A 23,381-nucleotide genomic window follows, 5' to 3' on the forward strand; every position below is an offset into this window, starting at 1 on the left:
GCCCCACTAGTCACAACTCCTTCACCACGCGGTACGCGGCGGGGCGGGAGCGCCGCCCGCCACGCGGTCGCGTCGACTCGGTGATGATCCAGAAGCCTGGATCCAGGATGTGAGGACGGTAACCACGGCCCCGGGGGCTGTCAACACAGCGTGGCCCCGGCGGCTACCGGCGGACAGACCCCCGGGCGGGCTCAGCCCGCTGCGTCCCCCGAGGTCGCGGGCGGGATCAGCCGGTCCCCCGCGAGCCGCGCGGTCTCCGCGATGTGCTCGGCGACGATCGCGATCCGTTCGGTGTTCAGGAGCCGGTTGGGCGTGATCACCCAGAACGTCCGCCGCGCCGACACCTGGTCGTGCAGGACGGGCCGCAACCGATCGTCACCGTGGGCGAGGAAGCAGGGCACGAGCCCCAGCCCGACGCCTCCCGCCGCGGCCTCGACCTGCGCGAACAGGTTGGTCGTACGGAAGACCACGTTCGCCTGGGCGGCGATGTCCTCCGCGCTCTGGAGCTCGGGGAGGTCGAGGAGGGACGCGACGAACCAGACGAGGTCGTGGTCGGCGAGGTCCCGCGGTTGCCGGATCCGCGATCGCGCGGCGAGGTAGGCCGGACTGCCGTACAGGCGCAGGTCGTAGTCGCAGAGATGCTCGATCCGGAAGCCCGGCCGCTCCGGCCGGTGGATCGTGACGGCGAGATCGAACTCGCCGACCCCGTAGTCGAGCAGGTGACTCTTCGTGACCAGCTCGACCTGGATCCCGGGATGGGCACGACGGAGCCGGCTGAGCCCCGGCGCGATCACCGCACCGCCGAAGCCGTCGGTCGCGACGATCCGCACGGTGCCGCGGGGACTGTGCCCGTCGTCGGTCACCGCTCCCCGGGCGGCGTCGGCCTCGGCCTCGATCCGCTGCGCGTACGGCAGGAGCCGGCGGCCCGCGGCGGTGGGCGTCCACCCGCGCGGGGTCTTGTCGAACAGGCGCTGGCCGAGCCCCCGCTCCAGTGCGGAGATGCGGCGCCGGATCGTCGTGTGCTCGACCCCCATCCGCTCCGCCGCGACGGTGAGCCGGCCGTACCGGGTCAGCTCCAGGAAGTAGCGGAGGTCGTCGAGGTTCACGTGTGCATTCTTGCACAGCAAGCGTGCTCAGTTTCGTCTTGAGTGTGCATCCGTGCCTGGTCATAGTGAGCCCGAACTCGACACGAACGGAGCGTGACAATGAGCGTCATCGGATTCGTCGGCCTGGGCAACATGGGTGGCCCCATGGCGGCGAACCTGGTCAAGGCCGGGTACGACGTGCAGGGATTCGACCTCGGCGAGGAGGCGAAGGCCGGGGCCGCCCGCGCCGGCGTGACCGTCGTCTCCTCGGCCGACGAGGCCGCCGAGGGCGCCGACACGCTGGTGACGATGCTGCCGAAGGGCGACCACGTCCGCAGCGTCCTGCTGGGCGACGGCGGCCCGCTGACCCGGCTCAAGCCCGGCGGACTCGTGATCGACGCGTCCTCGATCGACGTCGCGACCAGCCGCGACGTGCACGCCGCGGCCACCGGGCTCGGCCTGCAGGTCCTCGACGCCCCGGTCTCCGGCGGCGTCGCGGGCGCGACCGGCGGCACGCTCACCTTCATGATCGGCGGCAGCGCCGAGGCGCTCGCCGCGGCCGGTCCGGTCCTCGACGCGATGGGCTCGAAGTTCTTCCACGTCGGCGACGCCGGCGCCGGGCAGGCGGTCAAGGCCTGCAACCAGATGGTCGTCGGCGCCAGCCTCGTCGCCGTCGCCGAGGCGTTCGTGCTCGCCGAGCAGCTCGGCGTCTCCGACCAGAACCTGTTCGACGTCCTCAGCACCTCCTCGGGCAACTGCTGGGCGCTGCACAACTTCACCCCGCGCCCCGGCCTGGTCGAGGGCTCGGCCGCCGACAACGGCTACGCCCCGAAGTTCGCCGCCGGGCTGCTGGCCAAGGACCTCGGCCTCGCCGCCGCGGCCGCCGCGGACACCGGCGTCGAGCTCGTCGTCGGGCGCGGGGCGCTCGACCAGGTCGGGAAGTTCGCCGAGACCGACGGCGGCCTGGACTCCTCCGCGGTGATCCGGGCCGTCGAGGTCCGGTCCTGAGCAGCCGCACGCACACGGAAAGGCACACCCCATGAGCACCACCCCCGAGTTCCGCAACTTCATCGACGGCGGCTGGGTCGCCGCCCGCAACGACGAGTGGATCGACGTCGTCAGCCCGCGCAACCGCCAGGTGATCGCCCGCGTGCCGCGCGGCGGCGAGAAGGACGTCGCCGACGCCGTCGAGGCCGCGGGCCGGGCGTTCCCGGGCTGGCGCGACACCGCGCCGCGGGCGCGCGGCCGGCTGCTGCAGCAGATCGCCGACGCGATCGAGCCGCACATCGAGCGGATCGGCCGCCAGATCGCCGACGAAAACGGCAACGCGCTGCGCACCCAGGCCCGCGGCGAGGTCCAGTACGCCGTCGACGTCTTCCGCTACTTCGGCTCGGTCGCGAGCGAGACCAAGGGCGAGACGATCCCGCTCAACGCGCACGTCCTCGACTACTCCCGCCGTGAGCCGATCGGCGTCGTCGGCGCGATCGTCCCGTGGAACGCGCCGGTCCAGCTGGCCTCGATGAAGATCGCCGCGGCGCTCGCCGCCGGCAACTCGCTGGTCCTCAAGGCCGCCGAGGACGCCCCGCTCGCCGTCCTGGAGATCGTGAAGATCTGCGCCGACTTCCTCCCGGCAGGCGTGCTGAACTGCGTCGTCGGCTACGGCACCGAGGCCGGCGAGGCCCTGATCACCCACCCGGCCGTGCGGAAGCTGTCCTTCACCGGGTCCACCGCCGTCGGCAAGCGGGTCATGGCGGCCGCCGCCGAGCGGATCGTTCCCGTCTCGCTCGAGCTCGGCGGCAAGAACCCGCAGATCGTCTTCCCGGACGCCGACGAGGACTGGGTCGCCCAGGGCGTCGTCACCGGCATGCGCTTCGTGCGCCAGGGGCAGTCCTGCACCGCCGGGTCGCGGCTGTTCGTGCACCGCTCGATCGTCGACTCGTTCGTCGAGAAGGTCACCGCGCACCTGTCGAAGCTGAAGGTCGGCGACCCGCTCGACGAGGCGACCGACATGGGCGCCGTGGTGAACCAGAAGCAGTACGACCGGGTCTGCAGCTTCATCGACGAGGGCCTGCAGCGCGGGGAGGCCCGGGTCGCCATCGGCGGGCGTCCGCCGTCGGAGGGCCCGCTGTCGGAGGGCTACTACATCGAGCCCACCGTGTTCGTCGGGATCGAGAACGACTGGCGGATCGCCCAGGAGGAGATCTTCGGGCCGGTGCTGTGCGTGATCCCGTGGGACGACGAGGAGGAGGTCGTCCGCATGGCGAACGACACCCACTACGGGCTGTCCGCGTTCGTCTGGACCCACGACCTCGGCAAGGCGCTGCGCACCGCGCACGCGATCGACGCCGGCTGGGTGCAGGTCAACCAGGGCGGCGGCCAGGTGCTCGGGCAGTCCTACGGTGGCTACAAGCAGAGCGGCATCGGCCGCGAGTTCTCGCTCGAGGGCATGCTGGAGAGCTTCACCGAGCGCAAGCACGTCTCCGTCGACACCTCCCACTGAGGCGCGCCATGACCGACGAGACCTTCACCGGCGAGCTCGGCCGGGTCCTGCGTGAGGACCCGCCCGCCGAGCTCGTCGTCGACCGGGTCGCCGTGCAGGACGTCGACGACGTCGCCGTGGTGACGCTGTCGAAGCCCGAGGCCCGCAACGCACTGTCGCTCGCCGCCTGGCAGCGGCTGCGCACCGTGTTCACCGAGCTCGGCGGGCGGGACGGCCTGCGGGCCGTGGTCGTCCGCGGGGCCGGCCCGGACGCACTCGCGGCCGGGGCCGACATCAAGGAGTTCCCGCAGACCCGCCTCGGTGCGGCCGCGGCGACCGGCTACAACGAGTCGATCGCCCGGGCGCTGCGGGCGGTGTCCGCGGTGCCGGTGCCGGTCATCGCGGCCATCCACGGGCTCGCGGTCGGCGGCGGCTGCGAGCTCGCCGCCGCGTGCGACGTCCGGATCGCCTCGACGGCGGCCCGGTTCGGCATCCCCATCGGCAAGCTGGGGGTCACCCTCGGCTACACCGAGACCTCCGCGGTGGCCCGGGTGATCGGCCCGGCCGAGCTGAAGTACCTGCTGTTCAGCGGGGACATCGTCGGTGCGGCCGACGCCCACCGGATCGGGCTCGTGCAGCGGCTCGCCGAGCCGGGCGAGCTGGTCGACACCGTCACCGGCCTGGTCGGACGGATCCGGACCCAGGCCCCGGTCACGATCAGCGCCGCCAAGCTCGTGACGGACATGGCGGGGCGTCCGCTCACCGACGCCGACGCCGACCTGCTGTCGCGGCTGCACGTCGAGGCCTACGACGGGCCGGACCTCCGCGAGGGGGTCGCGGCCTTCGGCGAGCGCCGGGCACCGGTGTTCGGCCGGAAGGGAGAGGACTGACATGGGAGCACTGGACGGGGTCCGCGTCGTCGACCTCACCCGGTACCTGTCGGGACCGACGCTGACGATGCTCCTCGCCGACCTCGGCGCGGACGTCGTGAAGGTCGAGACGCTGCCGAACGGGGACGCCGCCCGCCAGTCGGGACCGTTCACCGGCGGCGAGAGCGTCTACTACATGGCCTCGAACCGCAACAAGCGCAGCGTCGCCCTCGACCTGCGCAGCGAGGCGGGCGCCGAGGCGCTGCGCAGGCTCATCGCCGAGGCCGACGTGTTCGTGGAGAACTTCAAGCCGGGCACCGTGGAGAAGATGGGCGTCGGGGCGGCGGCGATGCGGGAACTGAACCCGCGTCTGGTCTACGTCTCGCTCAGCGGGTTCGGGCAGCGCCCGCCCGGGTCCGAGCTGGCCGGTTTCGACCAGACCGCGCAGGCCATGTCGGGGCTCATGAGCGTGACCGGCACCCCGGAGACCGGCCCGCTGCGGGTCGGAATCGCGGTGGCCGACTCCGCGACCGGCGTGTTCGGCGCGGTCGGCGTGCTGTCCGCGCTCTACGAGCGCGAACGCACCGGGCAGGGCACCGTGGTCGAGGGATCGCTCATGCAGTCGATGCTGACGCTGCTGTCCTACCAGGCCCAGAAGTACCTGAGCCTCGGCGTCACCCCCGGCCAGGACGGCAACGACCACCCGATCATGTTCCCGCAGGGCACTTTCAGGACCGGTGACTCGGCGATGACGCTGGCCTGCGGGAACGAGAAGATGTGGCAGCGGCTCTGCTCCGCACTCGGGAAGCAGGAGTGGGAGCAGGATCCCCGCTTCGCCAGCAACGCCGACCGGATGGCGAACCGGGCCGAGCTGCGCACGCTGATCGAGGAGGTCCTCTCGGCGAAGACCACCGAGGAGTGGCTCGACTCGGTCGGGGCGGCCGGGGTCCCGTGCGGCCCGGTCCTCACCATCCCCGAGGCGCTCGAGCACCCGATCACCGCGGGCCTCGACATGGTGGCCGACGTCGACCACTCGGCGCTGGGCGCGATGCGGGTCCTCGGGCAGTCGGTGAACGTGGGCGCCGCCGATCCGGACTGGCTGCGCAGGCCGGCCCCGATGCTCGGCGAGCACACCGAGGAGGTCCTCACCGCGGCCGGCTACTCGGCCGACGAGATCGACCTCATGGTCGTCGGCGGACACGCGGCGCAGTGGCGGCGCAGCGGGAGCTGACCACGACGACGGCGGGCCCGGGACACCGTCCCGGGCCCGCCGTCGTCGGAGCTCACGCCTCGATGGTGCCGGCGAGCGAGGTCACCAGCTTCTCGGCCGCGTTCCCGAGGTGCTGCCGGACCGCGGCCTCCGCGGCGTCGGCGTCGCGGGCCTGCAGGGCACGGGCGATCTCGGCGTGCTCCTGCCACGCGCTGTCGAACACGGTCGTGGTGTGCAGGACACTCACCATCGCCCGCTCCACGATCGACCACACCGGCACGATCGCCCGCTGGTAGTGCTCGTTCCGGGACGCGGACAGGATCGCCATGTGGAACTCGCGGTCGGCGGCGAGCAGCTTCTCCGCGTCGTAGGAGGCGAACGCCTCGCCGTGGGTGTCCACGATCGTCCGGATCCGGCGCAGGTCCCGGTCCGAGCCGTGCTCGGCGGCATTGCGGACCGCGCGCGACTCCAGCGCGAGGCGTACCTCGTACACCTGCCGCACGTCGGTCTCGGTCAGCGGGCGGACCGCCACTCCCCCGCCGGGCAGCGACTCGAGCAGGCCCTCGGCGACGAGGTCGGGGATCGCCGCGCGGATGGGCATCCGGCTCACGCCGAGCTGGCGGGCGACCTGGACCTGGTTCAGCTTCCCCTCGGGGATCTCGGCGAGCGCGATCGCCAGCCGGAGCCGGTCCCGCACCGTCCGCACGAGCGTCGTCGTGTCGCGTGGTGGCAGCTGCTCCAGCGCCGACCCCCGCGACGGCGGGTTCCCGGCCGGGTCGGCATCGTCGGTTGTGCTCGCCATGGACGCACGCACCTTTCGTCGTCTTCGCGGCCAATCTAGCAGCAGCGAGGTTCCTGGATCCCCGAGCCACATCGGCCCGGACACGCGGCCGCCCCCGTCCCGGCTCGTGGCCGGACGGGGGCGGGAGGCCACGTCGCCGGCCGATCGGACCGGCGGCGACGGCGGGTGCGGATCAGGCGGTCTCGGTGATCTTCCGGTCGACCCACGGCATCATGTCGCGCAGCCGGGCACCGACCTGCTCGATGCCGTGCTCCTTGCCCTCGGCGCGCAGCCGCAGGAAGTTCGGGCGGCCGTTGTCGTCCTCCGCGATCCACTCCTTCGCGAAGGTGCCGTCCTGGATCTCGGTGAGGATCCGGCGCATCTCGCGACGGGTGTCGTCGTTCACGATCCGCGGGCCGCGGGTCAGGTCGCCGTACTCGGCGGTGTCGCTGCAGGAGTAGCGCTGACGCGCGATGCCGCCCTCGTAGACGAGGTCGACGATCAGCTTCATCTCGTGCAGGACCTCGAAGTAGGCGATCTCGGGCTGGTAGCCGGCCTCGACGAGGGTGTCGAACCCGGCCTGGATCAGCGCCGAGGCGCCGCCGCACAGCACGGCCTGCTCACCGAACAGGTCGGTCTCGGTCTCCTCGGCGACGGTCGTCTCGATGACCCCGGCCCGGGTGGCGCCGAGCGCCTTCGCGTAGGCGAGCGCGAGCTGCTTCGCGGAGCCGCTGCCGTCCTGCTCGACCGCGACCAGCGCGGGGACCCCGTGCCCGTCGGCGAACTGGCGCCGGACCAGGTGGCCGGGCCCCTTCGGCGCGACCAGCGCGACGTCGACGCCCTCGGGGGCGGCGATGTAGCCGTACCGGACGTTGAACCCGTGGCTGAAGATCAGCATGTTGCCGGGCGCGAGGTTCGGGGCGATCTCGTCCGCGTACAGCGTGCGCTGGACGGTGTCCGGCGCCTGGATCGAGACCACGTCGGCCTCGGCGGCGGCCGCGGCCGGGGTGACGACCCGCAGGCCCTCCTCCTCGGCCTTGGCCCGCGACCTCGACCCCTCGGGCAGGCCGACGCGGACGTCGACGCCGGAGTCCCGCAGGCAGAGCGCGTGGGCGTGGCCCTGGCTGCCGTACCCGATGACGGCGACCTTCCGGCCCTGGAGCAGCCCCAGGTCGGCGTCGGCGTCGTAGTGGACGGTGGCGGTCATCGATTCACTCCTTGTCGGACGGTCGTGCGGCCCCGGTGCTGCGGGGCCGGGGACGAACGTACTCCGTATCGGCTCCTGGATCCAGGAGACAGGATCAGAAGTTCGCGCTCGTGTCTTGAGTCACCTGAGGATCCATGGTTATCCTTGATCCTGGATCCACGCTACTGAGCCTCTCGTGGCCCAGCCACGGTCCGCACGAGAACCGAAAGGTCCGTTCCCGAACATGGTTGACACCGTCGTTACCCCGAGGCAGAAGCTCGCGGAACCCGCGGCCGGCACGCGCGCCGCCGTGGTCGACTGCGACACCCACCCGATCCTGCCGTCGGCCCGCGATCTCCTCCCCTACCTCGACGAGTACTGGGGTGACCAGCTGATCGGCGCACTCGCGCCGTACTACGACCCCAGCTACCACCCGCGGGGGTCGAACATCGCGCAGCTGCCGGATGCGCGCACCGACGACAACGGCCGGGCGTCCACCCGGGTCGAGGACTTCGTCGCCGACGTCTTCGCCGACGGGCGCACCGACTACGCGATCCTCAACTGCCTCTACGCCGTCCAGCAGATGCACCAGCCGCGCCGCGAGGCCGCGCACGCCAGGGCGCTGAACGACTGGGTCGCGCACGAGTGGCTGGCGCAGGACTCGCGCCTGCGGGCCTCGATCGTCGTGCCGCAGGGCACCCCGGAGCTGGCCGCCGAGGAGATCGACCACAGGGCAGGCGACGACCGGTTCGTGCAGGTACTGCTGCTCGGCCAGTCCGAGCTGCTCTACGGCCGTCAGATCAACTGGCCGATCTGGGAGGCCGCGCACCGCAACGGGCTGCCGGTCACCATCCACATCGGAGGCGTGTTCCGCCAGGCCCCGACGTCGGTCGGCTGGCCCACCTCGTACCTCGAGTGGTACGTCGGCCAGCAGTCCAACCTGGAGGCCCAGATCAACTCGATCGTCTCCGAGGGCGTGCTGCAGAAGTACCCGGACACCAAGGTCGTCGTCAGCGAGGTCGGGTTCACGTGGCTCCCGCCCTTCGTCTGGAAGTTCGACAAGCTCTGGAAGAGCTACCGGCCCGACATGCCGTGGCTGGACCGCGCGCCGTCCGAGTTGATCCGCGACCACTTCCGGTTCACCACCGCCCCGTCCGACGGCGCCGAGCAGGCCGGCGGCCTGGACACCGCGGTCGAGCGCATGGGCAGCGACCGGATGCTCGTGTTCTCCAGCGACTACCCGCACCACCACACGACCGGCCCGCACGCGATCGCGAACGGCACGACCGACCCCGAGCTCATCGAGCGCATCTACCGGCACAACGCCTGGGACCTCTACAACCTCAGCGTCCCGGCCGACGAGTGAAAGGCGACATCACCATGACGGTCATCGACCACGCTCCCGCCACCGCGCCGGTGGGCACGCCCGTCCTCGGTACGGGCATCTTCGACGTCGACATCCACCCGGTCCCCAAGGAAGGCCTCATCGCCGGCTACCTGCCGGAGCGGTGGCGGCGCCACATCGCCGAGTACGGCGTGCGCACCACGAACGGCCTGTCCACGGTCACGGAGTACCCGCAGATGTACGGCGGGGCCATGCGCAACGACTCGTGGCCCGACGACGGGACCTACCCCGGTTCGTCGCTGGACCTGATCCGGTCCCAGCTGCTCGACCCGTACGACATCACCATCGGTGTGCTCCAGTGCCTGGCCCCCGGCGGCCAGACCCTGAACCCGGCGAGCCAGGCGCTCGACCCGCGGCTCGCGCACGTGCTGACCCAGGCCATCAACGACTGGCAGCTCGAGCACATCGTGTACCCCGAGCCGCGGCTGCGGGCCTCCGCGCCGGTCGCCTTCGAGGCCGCCGACCTGGCCGTCGAGGAGATCGAGCGGGTCGGGTCGAACCCGGGCGTCGTGTCACTGCTGGGCCTGAGCAAGACCCTGGAGCCGCTGGGCAGCCGCCGGTACTGGCCGATCTACGAGGCCGCCGTCGCGCACGGCCTGCCGATCCAGTTCCACCTCTCGCAGGGCGGCGGGCACGCCAACACCGGGACCGGCTGGACCTCGTACCACACCGAGTACCACGTCGGGCACACCCAGAGCCTGCAGTCCCAGATGCTCAGCCTGATCCTCACCGGGACGTTCGACCGCTTCCCGGACCTGAAGGTCATGTTCGTCGAAGGCAACGTGCTGCACTTCGCGCCGCTGGCCGAGCGGCTCGACTACCACTGGAGCAACCTGCGCAGCGAGGTCGCCGACCTGCAGCGCAAGCCCTCGGAGTACATCCGCGACCACATCTGGGCCTCCACCCAGCCGATCGACGAGCCGGAGAACCCGCGCCACCTCGCCGAGATGATCGAGGAGTTCTGCCCGGACAACGTGGTGTTCGCCTCCGACTACCCCCACTTCGACTTCGACTCCCCGGAGACGGTCTTCCCGGCCTCCTTCCCCGAGGAGATGAAGCAGAAGATCATGCGCGACAACGGGCTGAAGTTCTTCGGCCTGGACGGGTGAGCACACCATGACCAAGTACGCAGTCGCCAACGTCGCCGACATCGCGCCGGGCGAGCGCAAGATCGTCGAGATCGAGAGCCGCAAGGTCGGCGTGTTCAACGTCGACGGCGAGTACTACGCCCTGCTCGACCAGTGCCCGCACGCGGGCGCCGCGCTGTGCAGCTTCGGCACCGTCTTCGGGGTCTCCGAGTCCGAGGCCCCCGACACGCCGATCACCTACGAGCGCAACCGGTCCATCCGGTGCCCGTGGCACGCGTGGGAGTACGACATCCGCACCGGTGAGTCGTTCTTCGACCCGCGCAACGCGCGTGTCCGCAAGTACACCGTCGAGGTCGTCGCCGGGTCCCCGGAGGACACCGTCGACCCCGAGGGCGGCGTGCAGAAGGGCCCCTACGTGATGGAGGGGTACGAGGTGTCGATCGACGGCGACATGGTCGTCGTCGACACCAGCCGGCGCCGGCCCGCACGCGGGCCCCGCGCGCAGGCCACGACCGGCCGGGCCTGACCGGCCCGGTCCCAGCCCGCCGGGCCGGCGCGACCCGCCGGCCCGGCGGCGGCCCGTCCCGCACTCCCCTGGTCCGCCCGCTCCGTACAGCGCCGTCCGGCACCCGCCCGCGCTGTCGGCTCGTCCCGCGAAACGGATGATCCTGATGCCGAACACCCCCCGCAGCGCTCCCGCCGAGGTGCGCGTGCTCGTCGCCGAGATCCAGCTCGAGGCCACCGGCGTCGTCTCCGTCCGCCTGGAGCCCGCCGTCGGCGACAAGCTGCCCGCCTGGGACCCGGGCGCCCACATCGACCTCGTGCTCGGGCCGGACCTGGAGCGGCAGTACTCGCTGTGCGGGGACCCGACCGACCTGCGCAGCTGGCGGATCGGTGTGCTGCGCGAGCCGGAGAGCCGCGGCGGCTCCGCGCACGTCCACGAGAAGCTGGTCGTCGGCGACGAGGTGCTGTGCAGGGGCCCGCGCAACAACTTCACCCTCGACGACGCCGACGACTACCTGTTCATCGCCGGCGGCATCGGGATCACCCCCATCCTGCCGATGATCTCCGCCTGCGAGGCCGCCGGGAAGCCGTGGCGACTCGTCTACGGTGGCCGGGCCGAGGAGTCGATGGCCTTCCGGTCCGAGCTCGCGGCCCACGGCGACCGGGTCACGATCTGGCCGCAGGACGCGAAGGGCCTCATCGATCTGGACGGCCTGCTCGGCACCCCCGCTCCCGGGACGCACGTCTACTGCTGCGGCCCCGGCGTCCTTCTCGACGCCGTCGAACAGCAGTGTGCGACCTGGCAGGCCGGCACCCTCCACCTCGAGCGCTTCCGCCCCAAAGAGGGCGCGCTGGACGGCGAGAACTCCGCGTTCGAGGTCGTCCTCGACTTCTCCGACATCAGCATCACCGTGACGCCGGACCAGACCGTCGCCGAGGCGATCGAGGCCGCCGGGGTCGACGTCCCCACCTCGTGCCGGGAGGGCACGTGCGGGACCTGCGAGACCGTCGTGCTGGAGGGGGAACCGGACCACCGCGACTCGTTCCTCACCCCGGAGGAGAGGGCGTCGAACGAGGTCATGATGGTCTGCTGCTCGCGGGCGTGCTCCGCGCGGCTCGTGCTCGATCTCTGACGGTCCCCGCCTCCCCCTCAGCGGTCCCCCGCGCCGCGGCCGAGCCGCAGCGCCGACACGAGGAAGAAGACGCCGCCGAGCGTGGCGTAGCCGGCCACGTTCACGAGCGTCGGGTCCGCCGCCCCCGCCATGAGCAGGAACCCGGTGCCGGCGAACACCGAGATGCCGCCGCTGAGGACCATCGGCCACTGCCCGCCGAGCGCACGCCTGCCGATCCCGACGACCAGCTGGACCAGTCCGGCGACGACGGCCCACACACCCCAGACCCGCAGGACGTCGGGAACGCCCGACGCCGCGGCGACGCCCAGCCCGATCGCGGCGAGCAGGCTGACCGCGACGTTCAGGTACAGCCCCCGGGGTGCCGGCGCCGGGCGCGAGGCCCGGGCGTCGACGACGGCGCAGGCCACGTCGAACAGCGGGTACAGCACGACCAGGACGGCCACGACCAGCCCGAGGTCCGGCCCGGTCACGACCAGCAGGACCGCCCAGACGATCGCGAACGCGAACCGGACGAGGTAGAGGCGCCGTAGTGCCGGAGCGGATCCGGTGACGGCGGGTGTGGTGACGGCGGTGCTCACGGCGGCTCCTCGGAGGACTGGGTGCGGAGGCCTCGCCTCCGCAAGAGAGAACGTTCTGTCTCTCTACGACGGAAGCGTGTCAGGCTCCCGCCGCGAAAGCAAGACCGAACGTTCTTTCTGCTAGCCTCCATCGTATGGCACGTGGCAGCAGCGACCGACCGTCCGAGCCCCGCTCGCGGCTGCTCGGCACCGCGAGCCGGATCTTCTACGCCGAAGGCGTGCACTCGGTCGGGGTCGACCGGATCCTCACCGAGGCGGGCACCACCCGGGCGACGTTCTACCGACACTTCCCCGGCAAGGAGGACCTGGTCGTCGCCTACCTCGAGGCCGCCGACCAGCAGCTGCGGGCGCGTTTCGAGCAGAGCCGGGCGGACCGCGGGACGGCGGAGGACGTCCTGCGCGCCGTCGCCGCCGACATCGCCGGGGACATCGGGAGCCCCGGCTTCCGCGGCTGCGCCTTCCTCAACGCCGCGGCGGAGTACCCGGACCCGTCGCACCCGGTGCACCGGCGGATCGTCGCCCACCGCGAGTGGTTCCTCGGCGCCATCTCCGAGCTGTTCTCGCAGATCGGGGACGGTCTGGCCGAGCCGGCCGGGCGGCACTTCGTCATGCTGCGCGACGGTGCGATGGCGGCCGGCTGCCTGTCCGATCCGGCGACCGTGGGACGGACCTTCCTCGACGGTGTCGAGGGTCTCCTGTGGTCCCGCTCCGTCCCCGGTGCCCCGCGGGGCTGAGGCCCGGCAGTCGACCGGACGACCCGGCTGCGGGACGCCGATTCCCGGTCGGTCCGCCGTCGGACCGTGATGCCGTCGCCCACCGGCGGCCGGCCTCACCCACCGCGTCCCCCGGTCAGCCGTCGACGATCTCGCAGAGCACCATGCGCGCGGCCACCGACGACCCGACCGCCATCGCGCCGCCACGCACCACACCCGCGCGGTGGGCGAGCACCGGGTTCTCCATCTTCATCGCCTCGACGACGACGATCAGCTCACCCTTCTCGACGACCTGACCGTCCTCGACGGCGACCTTCACCACCGTGCCCTGCATGGGCGCGGTGACCGCGTCCCCGGCGACGTCGGCCGCCTCGGTCCGCCTCAGCTCGGCGGACTCGCGGCGGATCGTCGCGGCGCGCTCCGCCGCCAGCGTCGTCAGCCCGGGGGCGTCGACCGTCATGAGCCGGCGTCCGACACGGACCGTCAGTCGCTCGCCGGTCGGCTCGGGCTCGCGGACGAGCTCGCCGGCGTGCTGCTCGATCCACCGGTTGTGCACGGCGAACGCCGGGTCCCCGACGAAGTCGGGGTGCTCGATGATCGCGGCGTAGACCCCGAGCGGGGTGGGAGCGCCCTCGATCCGGGTCTCACCGAGCGCCCGGCGGGCCCGGCGCAGCGCCTCGCCGCGGTCGCGACCGGTCACGACGAGCTTGGCGAACATCGAGTCGAAACGGCCGTCGACGGTGTCGCCCTCGACGACGCCGGAGTCCACCCGGATGCCGGGTCCGGCGGGCATCCGGTAGCGGGTCAGCGTGCCCGGGGTGGGCACGAAGTTCCTCGCCGGGTCCTCCGCCGTCAGCCGGAACTCGACGCTGTGTCCGCGCGCCACGGGCGGCTCGCCGGTGAGCGGGGCGCCCGCGGCGATCCGGAACTGCTCGGCGACGAGGTCGACGCCGGTGCTCTCCTCGGTGACCGGGTGCTCGACCTGCAGCCGGGTGTTGACCTCCAGGAAGGACAGCGTGCCGTCGTCGCCGAGCAGGTACTCGACCGTCCCGGCGCCGACGTAGCCCGCGGCCCGGCAGACCCGCTCGGCCGAGGTGCGCAGCTCCTTGTCCTGTGCCTCGGTGAGGAACGGTGCCGGGGCCTCCTCGATCAGCTTCTGGTTGCGGCGCTGGATCGAGCAGTCCCGCAGTCCCACGACGAGGACGGTGCCGTGGGAGTCCGCGAGGACCTGGGCCTCGACGTGCCGGGCCCGGTCGAGGAAGCGCTCCACGAAGCACTCGCCGCGGCCGAACGCCGCGGCGGACTCGCGGGTCGCTGCCGCGAAGGCCTCCGCGACCTCCGCCTCCTCGTGCACGACCTTCAGCCCCCGGCCACCACCGCCGAAGGCCGCCTTGATCACCAGTGGGAAGCCGTGCTCGCGGCCGAACGCGACGATCTCGTCGGCGTCCCCGGCCGGGTCGGTGGTGCCGGGGGCGAGCGGCGCCCCCACGTCGACGGCGATGCGGCGCGCGGAGACCTTGTCGCCGAGCTCGCGGATGGTGCGGGGCGGTGGGCCGATCCAGACGAGGCCGGCGTCGGTCACGGCCTCGGCGAAGTCGGCGTTCTCGGACAGGAAGCCGTAGCCGGGGTGCACGGCCTCGGCTCCGGACTCCAGTGCGGCCGCCACCAGGGCGTCGACGTCCAGATACGTCGAGGCGGCGTCGTCACCGTCGAGGGCGACCGCCTCGTCCGCCTCGCGGACGTGCAGCGCACCGGCGTCGGGGCGGCCGTGCACGGCGACGCTCCGCAGTCCGGCGTCACGGGCGGCGCGGATGACGCGGACGGCGATCTCGCCGCGGTTGGCCACGAGGACCGAACGCAGCGGGACCCGGGGTTCATCGGTCAGCACGGGGAACCGTTCTCCTTTCCGGTGGGAGCGCCCGTGAGCGCGGGGACGACCTCACGGGCGAACTCCACGATGTTGCGGTCGAGGTCGTCGGCGGAGCAGGCGGGCGCGAACAGCACGGTCTCGGCGCCCGCCTCCCCGTACTCGGCCAGCCGGCCCGCCACCTCGGCGGGGGTGCCCGCGGGCACGTAGCGGGACAGCCGGCCGAAGTCCTGGTCGTAGATGCCGCGCAGGGTGTCGTACGCGCCGCGGCGGGCGGCCTCGCCGTCGGCGCCGACGGCCGCCCAGCAGAAGGCGGCGCCCCGGACCGGGGCCCGGCCGGGCGGGGCCGCGGGGTGCTCCCGGATCGTCGCGAGCCCGTCGGCGACGTGCTCGGGGGTGACCATGTACGGCATCCAGACGTCGGCGGAGCGGGCCGCGCGCCGGAACGAGGCGGGCTTGCGGCCGCCTACCCACAGCGGGATCCGTCCGCGTGCGGGGGCGGGGTCGAGCGCCACGTCGTCGAACCGGGCGAAGCGCCCGTCGTGGGTCACCCGCTCGCCGGCGAACAGCCGGGTCATGACCTCGAGGGCCTCGTCCGTGCGGGCCCCGCGCTCGGCCGGGTCGACGCCGCAGGCGCGCAGCTCGGCGGGGTTCTCCCCGCCGACGCCCACGCCGAGCGAGAAGCGGCCGCCGCTGATCCCGTCGAGCGTGGCGGCCATTTTCGCGGCGAGCGCTGCCGGATACGTCGGGAGCAGGGTGACGGCGCTGAGGAGCCGGATCCGGCTCGTGGCGCCGGCCGCGGCCGACAGCGCGACGAACGCGTTCGGCACCGGGCCGTGGAAGAACACGTGCTCGCCACAGGCCAGCAGGTCGTACCCCAGCTCCTCGGCCCGCACGGCGAGCGGGACGACCTGGTCGAGCGTGACCTGGGGCGGGATCATCAGGCCGAACCGCATGCTCACGCCTCTCCCGCCCGCGCCAGCACGCCCCGGGCCATCGCGACGTGCACGGCGTCGACCATCTGCCCGTCGATGACCGCGACGCCGGTGCCCGAGGCCGCCAGCACCTCGCGGGCGTGGCCCACCTCCTCGGCGGAGGGCGTGAACACGGCGTGGGCGGCCTCGACCTGGGTGGGGTGCAGGCAGATCTTGCCGCGGTAGCCCAGGTCGCGGGCCTGCTCGGCGTCGGTGCGGAACCGCTCCACCTCCCGCACGGCGACGACCGCCTGGTCGACGGCGGGCACCGCAGCCAGGTGCGCGGACAGGCAGACCCGGCTGCGGGCGTAGAGGACCTCGGTGCCGTCTGCGGTGCGGCGGCCGCCGAGGTCGGCGATCAGGTCCTCGGCACCGAAGTACGCGGCGTCCGGTCCCGCCTCCAGCAGCGGGCGCGCGTCGGCCACCCCGCGGGCGCTCTCGATCCCGACCACCACACGGGTGTCCGGCGGCAGCGCCGACCGCACCCGGTCGAGCTGCTCGACCCGCTCGTACTTGGGCAGCACCGCACCGTCCACCGTCTCGGCGAGATCCGCGACGGCGGCCACGTCGGCCTCGTGCCACGGGGTGCCGGGCGGGTTGACCCGCACGAGCACCGTCCCGGCTCCGGGGCGGGCCTCGCGCAGGGCCGCGGAGGCCGCCGCGCGCGCCTGCTCCTTGTCCGCGGGGGCGACGGCGTCCTCGAGGTCGACGACGACGGCGTCCGGCCGGGAGCGGGCGACCTTCGCCAGCATCTCCGGCCGACCGCCCGGGACGAACAGCAGGCTCCGCACGGTCAGCGGGTCGCGCGTGCTCATGCCACGCCCTCCCGGACCACGAGGGCCTTGAGGGTCGCGTCGATCACGACGGCGTCGTCCTGGTTCCTGACGACGAACGAGCAGGTCACCACGCCGCGATCGGTGCCCTTCGGCTCGACGGCCACCACCTCGGTCTCGACCCGCACGGTGTCGCCGATGACCGTCGGCGACACGAACCGGAGCCGGTCGATGCCGTAGAAGGCCTTCATGGCGTCCGGCCGGAACTCCACGAGGCCGAGCGCGACCGACAGGACCAGCGCGCCGTGCGCGATGCGCTGGCCGAAACGGGGGTCGGCCGCGGCGAACTCGACGTCGGTGTGCAGCGGGTGCCAGTCCCCGCTGAACATGGAGAAGGTGACGATGTCCGTCTCGGTGATGGTCCGCGACCGGCTGCCGTGCCGGTCGCCGACGCCGATCCTGTCGAGGAAGTCGGAGATCACGGGGTGCTCGCTCCTGTCGTTCCGGTCATGTCGCTGCTGGCCCGGTCGACGTCCTGCTGCCGGACCGCCAGCACGCAGAGCAGCGACAGCACCGACAGCGCGGCGACGTAGGCCGAGACGCTCGACGAGGTGCCGGTGGCCGCGACCAGTGAGGTCGCCACCAGCGGCGCGATCGCCCCGCCCAGCATCACGCCGATCTGGTAGCTGGCCGACGAGGCGCTGTAGCGGACGCTGGCGTCGAACAGCTCGGTGATGAAGGTGGCCTGCGGTGCGTAGGACACCGCGAACAGCAGGAAGCTGACGACGTAGGCGAGGACGACCAGGACCGCGCTGCCGCTGTCGATCGCCCAGAACGTCGGGAAGATCCAGATCGCCTGCAGCGCGAGCCCGACGACGAGGAGCTTCTTCCGGCCGTGCTGCTGGGCGAGCACCCCGAGCACCGGCAACGCCATGATCGCCACGGCGGAGCCGGCGAGGACGGCGAGCAGCATGGTGCCGTTGGTCTGGACCTGCGTCGCCTTGGCGTAGGAGAGGCTGAAGGCGTTGACGATGTAGAAGTACGCGCCCGTGCTGATCATGAGCCCGGTGCCCAGGACGAGCTGCTTCGGGTAGCGGCGCACCGCGTCCGCGAGCGGGGCCCGCACCGTGCGCTTCTCGGTCCTGACGGTGCGGAAGACCGGGGTGTCCTCGAGCTTGGCGCGCACGAACAGCCCGACGACGACGAGCACGATGCTGATCAGGAACGGGATGCGCCAGCCCCAGCTGAGGAAGTCCTCCTCGGGCAGCTGCGACACCCCGAGGAAGGCCAGCGTGGCCAGGAACAGCCCGGCGGGCACGCCCATCTGCGGCAGGCTGCCGAACAGGCCGCGTCTCTTGGGGTCGGCGTACTCGACCGCGGTCAGCACGGCACCGCCCCACTCGCCGCCGACACCGATCCCCTGCACCACGCGTAGCAGCACCATCAGGATCGGCGCCGCCACCCCGATCGAGGCGTAGGTGGGCAGCAGACCCATGAGGAACGTCGCGACGCCCATCATGGACAGCGACAGGACCAGCATCTTCTTGCGGCCCAGCCGGTCGCCGAAGTGACCCATCACCAGCCCGCCCAGCGGCCGGGCGGCGAAGCCGACCGCGAAGGTGCCGAAGGCGGCCAGGGTGGCCGCCACCGGGTCGGCCCCGGGGAAGAACAGCTGGCCGAGGACCAGGCCCGCGGCGAGGCCGTAGATCTGGAAGTCGTACCACTCGATCGTGGTGCCGAGCAGGACCGCGGCTGCCACTCGCCGGCGCTGGACACGGCCGGTCGGGTCGGCCGGCCGGCTCGTCTCCGGGCTCGTCGCCGGGACGGGTTCACTGGTCACGGAGCACTCCTTCGTGCTGGACGTCGATCAGTCGTCCGCAGAGCCGGTCGGCCTGCGGTGCATGAGGCCGGTCCGCCGGGCGCGGCAGACCAGCTCGTCGCGCTGGTTGAACGCGCGGTGCTCGAACACGACGAGCCCCGCGGCGGGCCTCGACCTCGAGGCCCGGGACTCGACGACCTCGGTCTCGACCCGGACGGTGTCGCCGTGGAAGACCGGCTTGGGGAACGTCACCCGGTCGACGCCGAGCTGGGCGACGATGGTGCCCAGCGTCAGCTCCGGCACCGACAGGCCCACGACGAGCGCGACGGTGAACATGCTGTTCACCAGGGGCTTGCCGAACTCGGTGCCCTCGGCGTAGTCGAAGTCCAGGTGCAGCGGCGCCGGGTTCATCGTCATCGTGGTGAAGAGGATGTTGTCGGTCTCGGTGACCGTGCGCCGGGTCGCGTGCTGCACGACGGTCCCCACCTCGAGCTCCTCGAACCACCTGCCGGTGGCGGGACGGTGGTCGGACGTGCCGGTCGCGGACATCAGGTCTCCTGCGGGTGGAAGCGGTCGTCGGTGAAGTCGGGGGCCCTGCGTTCGACGAACGCCCCGAGCCCCTCGGCGATGGTCGGGCTCTCCAGGTGCTCGACGAGCGCGGCGCGTTCCGCGGCCAGCGCGGGGACCGCGGGCGCCTCCAGGGCCGCCCGGTGGAGCGCCGTGGTCCGGAACAGGGCGTCCGGGCTGTGCCGGGCGAGCCGGGCGACGAGGGCGTCGAGCGTCTCGTCGAGCCGGTCGGCGGGCGCATGGTGGCTGACCAGGCCCCACCCGGCGGCGGTCCGTCCGTCGATCATCTCGCCGGTGTAGGACAGCCGCCGTGCCAGTGGCGCCGGGAGCACCCGCGGCAGGCGCACCGAGCTCCCCGCGCCGGGGATCAGGCCGTACTCGAGGTGGCGGTCGCCGATCCGCGCGTCGTCGGCGGCGACGGCGAGGTCGCAGGCCAGCATGATCTCGAAGCCGCCCGCCAGCGCGTAGCGGCCGATCACGGCGACCGACACGAACGGCGCCGCCTCGATCCGGTCCAGCACGGCACCGATGGAGCCGATGTAGGCGTCGGTGCGCGCGGGGTCGCCGAGCAGGGTCCGCAGGTGCGGGAGGTCCGCTCCCGCCGACAGCGTGCCGCCGGCGCCGCGCACGACGAACACCGTCGCGCGCTGCTCCAGCGCGGTGTCCACGGCCGAGTCCAGACCGGCGATCACCGCCGGGCTCAACGCGTTCTGTGCTTCGGGACGGTCGATCAGGACGCGGGCCACGCGACCCTCGACGGCGACCCGGACCGGCCCGCTCACGAGCGCACCACGGCCACGCCGGCCCTCTCCCGGTCCCACAGCTCGGCGAGCCGCTCGCGGGCGCCGACCATCAGCTTGTACTTCTCGATCTTCTCGGAGGGGGTCTTGGGCAACACGTCGATCACGTCCAGGTAGCGGGGAACCATGTAGTAGGCCATGTGCTCGGCGCAGAAGCCGATCAGCTCGGCGAAGTCGATCTCCGCGCCCTCGGCCGGCACGAGGTAGGCCATGACCTCGTCCTCGCCCAGCTCGGAGGGGACGGGTACGGCAGCGGCCTCGACGACGGCGGGGTGGCGGCAGAGCACCGTCTCCACCTCGAAGGCGGAGATGTTCTCCCCGCGCCGGCGGATGGCCTCCTTCTTGCGGTCGGCGAAGACGAGGTAGCCCTGCGCGTCGAGCCGGCCGCGGTCCCCGGTGTGGAACCACAGGTCGGTCGTCGCCGCGACGGTGGCCTCGGGCATCTTGTAGTAGCCGAGCATGACGCTGCCGCGCTCCCGGGGACGGATGCAGATCTCCCCGATCTCGCCGAGCGGCAGCGGGCGCCGCTCGTCGTCGACGATCTCGACCTCCATGTCCTCGCGGACCCGCCCGGCGCTCCCGGCCCGGTCCCGCGGGTCGTCCGGGCCGAGGATCGTGACCGCGCAGTTCTCGGTCATCGCGAACACCGAGGTCGTCGCCCCGATGCCGAAGCGGTCGGCGAACGTCGCGGCCAGCTCGGGTGAGGTCGGCACGGTCATCGCCATCCGCACCCGGTGGTCGCGGTCCCGTGGGGACTCCGGCTGCTGGAAGAGGATGTTCGCCATGGCGCCCAGCGCGTTGAACACCGTGGCCCCGGTGTCACGGACCTCGTCCCAGAACCGCCGCGCCGAGAACCGGGTCCCGAGCGCCACCGACGCGTCCGCCCACAGCGCCGCGTAGACCGTGTAGTAGAGCGCGTTGGCGTGGAACAGCGGCAGGCACGTGTAGAGCACGTCGTCGGGCCGGTAGCCCGACACCGCCGCCAGCCTGCTGCCGACGGCGTGGCCCTGCGAGTGCGGGGCCACCACGCCCTTGGACGGCCCCGTGGTCCCCGACGTGTACATGATCAGGTGCGGGTCGCCGTGGCGGACACCGGACATCCCCGCCGGATCGTCGGCGGGCAGCCCGGTGAACGCGGCGAGGTCGCCCGGTCCGAGGACGTCCCGGACCAGTGGCGCCTCCGCCCGCACCTGGTCCACCCGGTCCCGGTAGCCGTCCTCGGCGCAGACCAGGACCGAGTCCGACTGCGCGAGCAGGTAGGCCAGCGCGTCGCCTCTCGCCGCGGTGTTCAGCGGCACCGCGACGGCACCCAGCTTCCCGAGTCCCCAGATCGCCCAGAGCAGCTCGGGGCGGTTGTCGAGGAGCAGCGCGACGTGGTCGCCGCGGCCGATCCCCCGGCGCCGGAAGCCCTCCGCGAAGCGGTTGGTGACCTCGTGCGCGTCGGCGTAGGTCCAGCGGGTGCCGGCGAACAGGAGGAAGGGGCGGTCCCCGACCGTGGCGGCCTTGCGGGCCAGGATCGCGCCGATGGTCCGGTCCTGCAGGGGGAGTCCGGTCACGATCGCGCCTTCGCGATGGCCTCCGTGACGACGGCGAGCGCGCCCGCGTCCTCCATCGCGCTGGTGTCCCCGCTCGGCCTGCCGTGCACGACGAGGTCGCGCAGCAACCGCCGCATGGTCTTGCCGGTGCGGGTCTTCGGCAGGGCCGACGTGAGGTAGACCGTGTCGAGCCGGGCGTAGCCACCGAGCTCGCCGACGACCCGCCGCTTGATGTCCTCCTCGACCGTGTCGGTCGGACCGTCCGTCGCGACGGTGGCCGGCGCCAGCGTCACGAAGGCGATCGGCACGGTCCCCTTGGTGTCGTGCGGGACACCGACCACCGCGGCCTCGACGACCGCGGAGTGCGCGGTCACGACGGCCTCGATCTCCATCGTCGAGATCCGGTGCGCCGCCACGTTGATCACGTCGTCGGCGCGGCCGAGGACCCAGAGGTGCCCGTCGTGGTCGACCACGGCCTCGTCGTTGGTCTGGTAGTGGCCGGGGAAGCGGCTGAAGTAGGTGTCGAGGTAGCGCTGGTGGTCGTCCCAGACGGTGCGGGCCAGCGTCGGGAACGGCTGGGTCAGGACGAGGTTGCCCTTGACCCCCGGCGGGACGGGCTCGCCGTCGTCGTCGAGTACCGCGTACTCGTGGCCCGGCACGGCGGTGCCGACCGAACCCGCCTTGAGCGGTTCGGCACCGTGGACCGGATACGTCCAGGTCGAGCCGGTCTCGGTCTGCCCGTAGGCGTTGACCACCGGGACGTCGAAGGTCGCGCTCGTCCAGCCGAAGGTGTCCGCGTCGAGCGGCTCACCCTGCATGGTGATGAGCGCGAGGTCCAGCGGATGCGCGGCGGCGAGCTCGTCCCCGAACTTGCGCAGCATCCGCGCGAGGGTGGGCGCCGCCAGCACCTTGGTGACCCGGTGGCGTTCACAGATCTCGTAGAAGCGCGCCGTGGTGGGGGTGTCGAGCGCGCCCTCGAAGCACGCGATGGTCATCCCGTTGGCCAGCCCCCCGATGACGGCCTGGATGGGGAAGGTCAGCCAGCCGACGTCGGCGGCCACCCAGTACACGTCGCCGGCCTCGTAGCCGACCTGCCAGTGGGCGTTTGCCCAGGTGCCGAGCAGGAACCCGGCGACGCTGTGCACGACGCCCTTGGGCGTGGACTCCGTCCCGCTGGTGAAGATCAGGAACGAGGGCTCGTTCGGGTCGAGCGGGACGGCCGGGGTGCCGGCCGCACCCGCCTCCAGCACCGCGGCGTACGCGTGCTCGCCCTGCTCCAGTGCGACGCCGTCACCGGTGCGGTCGACGACGACGGTGGACTCCAGGGTCGGCACCCGCTTGCGGGCGGCGCGCAGCGTCTCCAGCAACGGCACCCGCCGGCCTCGCCGGTAGCTCGCGTCCGCCACCAGCACCGCCTTGGCGCGGGAGGACTCCAGCCGGGAGGAGACGGCCTCCTCGCCGAACCCGGAGAACAGGACGGTGTAGATCGCGCCGATCCGGTTGCAGGCGTGGATCGCGGTGAACGCCTCGATGAGGTTGGGCATGTAGATGCCCACGACGTCGCCCTTGCCGACGCCGAGCTCCACCAGGCCGGCGGCCAGGCGGGAGACCTCGTCGGCCAGCTCGGCGTAGGTGAGGGTGCGGACCTCGCCGGGCTCGCCCTCCCAGATCAGCGCGCGGCGGCCTGCGGTCCCGGGGTCCTCCGCCCAGCGGTCGACGCAGTTGTCCGCGACGTTGATCCGTCCGCCCGCGAAGTAGCGGAAGTCGGTGATCCCGCCGGAGCGGACGGACTCCCAGGGCTGCGACCAGCGCTGGCGCCTCGCCACCCACTCCCAGTACTCGTCGGCGGAACCGAGGGCGCGGACCTCGGCGAGCTCGTCGACCCGCTCCTGGACGGTCCACCGTGCGGGCAGCGGCTGCAGCGGGGTGGCGATGAGCTGCGCGAGCGGGTCACCGTCGGGACCGGGGACGCTCGTCGAGGTGTGTGAAGACATCGTTGTCCTTCCTCGGGACGG

Annotated in this window: 22 protein-coding genes; 9 read left to right on the forward strand and 13 right to left on the reverse strand. The window is 72.5% G+C overall.

Translation table 11 applies throughout. The features are described 5' to 3' along the window. Positions 1-191 precede the first annotated feature (191 nt). Positions 192-1,106: a LysR family transcriptional regulator gene (locus PP1_RS11500; protein WP_010229143.1), complete on the reverse strand. Its 915-nt coding sequence runs from the start codon at positions 1,104-1,106 to the stop codon at positions 192-194. A 93-nt stretch (positions 1,107-1,199) separates the two neighbouring features. Between PP1_RS11500 and mmsB the strand changes: the two genes are divergently transcribed. From mmsB to PP1_RS11520, 4 genes are read left to right on the forward strand one after another with little or no spacing between them, the layout of a single operon-like run. Continuing rightward, positions 1,200-2,093 carry a 3-hydroxyisobutyrate dehydrogenase gene (mmsB, locus tag PP1_RS11505; protein WP_283161927.1) on the forward strand — a complete coding sequence of 298 codons (894 nt, stop codon included), beginning with the start codon at positions 1,200-1,202 and terminating at the stop codon, positions 2,091-2,093. Positions 2,094-2,124: 31 nt separating this feature from the next. Continuing rightward, positions 2,125-3,585 carry an aldehyde dehydrogenase family protein gene (locus PP1_RS11510; protein WP_010229147.1) on the forward strand — a complete coding sequence of 487 codons (1,461 nt, stop codon included), beginning with the start codon at positions 2,125-2,127 and terminating at the stop codon, positions 3,583-3,585. Positions 3,586-3,593: 8 nt separating this feature from the next. After that, a complete protein-coding gene (locus tag PP1_RS11515) occupies positions 3,594-4,454 on the forward strand; it encodes an enoyl-CoA hydratase/isomerase family protein (protein ID WP_010229148.1) in 861 nt (286 codons plus the stop codon). 1 nt (position 4,455) lies between these two features. Continuing rightward, positions 4,456-5,664, forward strand: a complete 1,209-nt coding sequence (locus PP1_RS11520; protein WP_010229149.1) for a CaiB/BaiF CoA transferase family protein — start codon at positions 4,456-4,458, stop codon at positions 5,662-5,664. Between the two features lie 52 nt (positions 5,665-5,716). Here the strand turns inward: PP1_RS11520 and PP1_RS11525 are convergent, their stop codons facing one another. Further along, on the reverse strand, positions 5,717-6,445 hold the full coding sequence (locus tag PP1_RS11525; protein WP_010229150.1) for a GntR family transcriptional regulator: 729 nt from the start codon (positions 6,443-6,445) through the stop codon (positions 5,717-5,719). A 172-nt stretch (positions 6,446-6,617) separates the two neighbouring features. Then, positions 6,618-7,631 (reverse strand): ketol-acid reductoisomerase, encoded by a 1,014-nt coding sequence (gene ilvC / locus PP1_RS11530; protein ID WP_010229152.1) that lies wholly within the window; start codon positions 7,629-7,631, stop codon positions 6,618-6,620. A gap of 223 nt (positions 7,632-7,854) precedes the next feature. On the opposite strand from ilvC, the gene PP1_RS11535 reads away from it, so the two are divergent. The 4 genes from PP1_RS11535 (at position 7,855) to PP1_RS11550 (ending at position 11,740) form a co-directional block, all read left to right on the forward strand. Beyond that, positions 7,855-8,976 (forward strand): amidohydrolase family protein, encoded by a 1,122-nt coding sequence (locus PP1_RS11535; protein WP_010229154.1) that lies wholly within the window; start codon positions 7,855-7,857, stop codon positions 8,974-8,976. A gap of 14 nt (positions 8,977-8,990) precedes the next feature. Continuing rightward, the gene (locus PP1_RS11540; protein WP_050802347.1) at positions 8,991-10,124 is read left to right on the forward strand and encodes an amidohydrolase family protein; all 1,134 of its coding nucleotides are present in this window, start codon (positions 8,991-8,993) and stop codon (positions 10,122-10,124) included. A gap of 7 nt (positions 10,125-10,131) precedes the next feature. Further along, positions 10,132-10,629 (forward strand): Rieske (2Fe-2S) protein, encoded by a 498-nt coding sequence (locus PP1_RS11545; RefSeq protein ID WP_060573827.1) that lies wholly within the window; start codon positions 10,132-10,134, stop codon positions 10,627-10,629. A 145-nt stretch (positions 10,630-10,774) separates the two neighbouring features. After that, positions 10,775-11,740, forward strand: a complete 966-nt coding sequence (locus PP1_RS11550; protein WP_060576300.1) for a PDR/VanB family oxidoreductase — start codon at positions 10,775-10,777, stop codon at positions 11,738-11,740. Between the two features lie 17 nt (positions 11,741-11,757). Here the strand turns inward: PP1_RS11550 and PP1_RS11555 are convergent, their stop codons facing one another. Beyond that, the gene (locus PP1_RS11555; RefSeq protein ID WP_010223814.1) at positions 11,758-12,318 is read right to left on the reverse strand and encodes a hypothetical protein; all 561 of its coding nucleotides are present in this window, start codon (positions 12,316-12,318) and stop codon (positions 11,758-11,760) included. A gap of 134 nt (positions 12,319-12,452) precedes the next feature. Here PP1_RS11555 and PP1_RS11560 point away from each other — a divergent pair, with 134 nt between their 5' ends. Beyond that, entirely contained in the window at positions 12,453-13,052 is a 600-nt protein-coding gene (locus PP1_RS11560; RefSeq protein WP_010223815.1) for a TetR/AcrR family transcriptional regulator, read from the forward strand. A gap of 115 nt (positions 13,053-13,167) precedes the next feature. On the opposite strand, the gene PP1_RS11565 is transcribed toward PP1_RS11560, so the two are convergent. Genes PP1_RS11565 through PP1_RS11605 form a run of 9 tightly spaced genes read right to left on the reverse strand, consistent with a single transcriptional unit; the run spans position 13,168 to position 23,360 of the window. Then, positions 13,168-14,919 (reverse strand): acetyl/propionyl/methylcrotonyl-CoA carboxylase subunit alpha, encoded by a 1,752-nt coding sequence (locus PP1_RS11565; RefSeq protein ID WP_010223817.1) that lies wholly within the window; start codon positions 14,917-14,919, stop codon positions 13,168-13,170. Further along, a complete protein-coding gene (locus PP1_RS11570; protein WP_075313990.1) occupies positions 14,913-15,854 on the reverse strand; it encodes an LLM class flavin-dependent oxidoreductase in 942 nt (313 codons plus the stop codon). Before PP1_RS11570 ends, PP1_RS11565 begins: the two co-directional genes overlap by 7 nt. Positions 15,855-15,856: 2 nt before the next feature. Next, positions 15,857-16,687, reverse strand: a complete 831-nt coding sequence (locus PP1_RS11575; protein WP_010231783.1) for an HpcH/HpaI aldolase/citrate lyase family protein — start codon at positions 16,685-16,687, stop codon at positions 15,857-15,859. Next, positions 16,684-17,127 carry a MaoC/PaaZ C-terminal domain-containing protein gene (locus PP1_RS11580; protein WP_010231785.1) on the reverse strand — a complete coding sequence of 148 codons (444 nt, stop codon included), beginning with the start codon at positions 17,125-17,127 and terminating at the stop codon, positions 16,684-16,686. Before PP1_RS11580 ends, PP1_RS11575 begins: the two co-directional genes overlap by 4 nt. Beyond that, positions 17,124-18,485, reverse strand: coding sequence for an MFS transporter (locus PP1_RS11585; RefSeq protein ID WP_139323779.1), 1,362 nt, complete (start codon positions 18,483-18,485; stop codon positions 17,124-17,126). Before PP1_RS11585 ends, PP1_RS11580 begins: the two co-directional genes overlap by 4 nt. A 27-nt stretch (positions 18,486-18,512) precedes the next feature. After that, positions 18,513-19,013, reverse strand: coding sequence for a MaoC family dehydratase (locus PP1_RS11590; protein WP_010231787.1), 501 nt, complete (start codon positions 19,011-19,013; stop codon positions 18,513-18,515). Next, a complete protein-coding gene (locus tag PP1_RS11595; RefSeq protein ID WP_249265935.1) occupies positions 19,013-19,813 on the reverse strand; it encodes an enoyl-CoA hydratase/isomerase family protein in 801 nt (266 codons plus the stop codon). The genes PP1_RS11590 and PP1_RS11595 overlap by 1 nt, the downstream gene beginning before the upstream one ends. Then, complete coding sequence (locus PP1_RS11600) at positions 19,810-21,387, reverse strand: AMP-binding protein (RefSeq protein WP_010231791.1); 1,578 nt, start codon at positions 21,385-21,387, stop codon at positions 19,810-19,812. Before PP1_RS11600 ends, PP1_RS11595 begins: the two co-directional genes overlap by 4 nt. Beyond that, entirely contained in the window at positions 21,384-23,360 is a 1,977-nt protein-coding gene (locus PP1_RS11605; RefSeq protein ID WP_010231793.1) for an AMP-binding protein, read from the reverse strand. The genes PP1_RS11600 and PP1_RS11605 overlap by 4 nt, the downstream gene beginning before the upstream one ends. Positions 23,361-23,381: the final 21 nt, after the last annotated feature.

The sequence above is a fragment of the Pseudonocardia sp. P1 genome (assembly GCF_000178675.2).
Taxonomy (GTDB): Bacteria; Actinomycetota; Actinomycetes; order Mycobacteriales; family Pseudonocardiaceae; genus Pseudonocardia.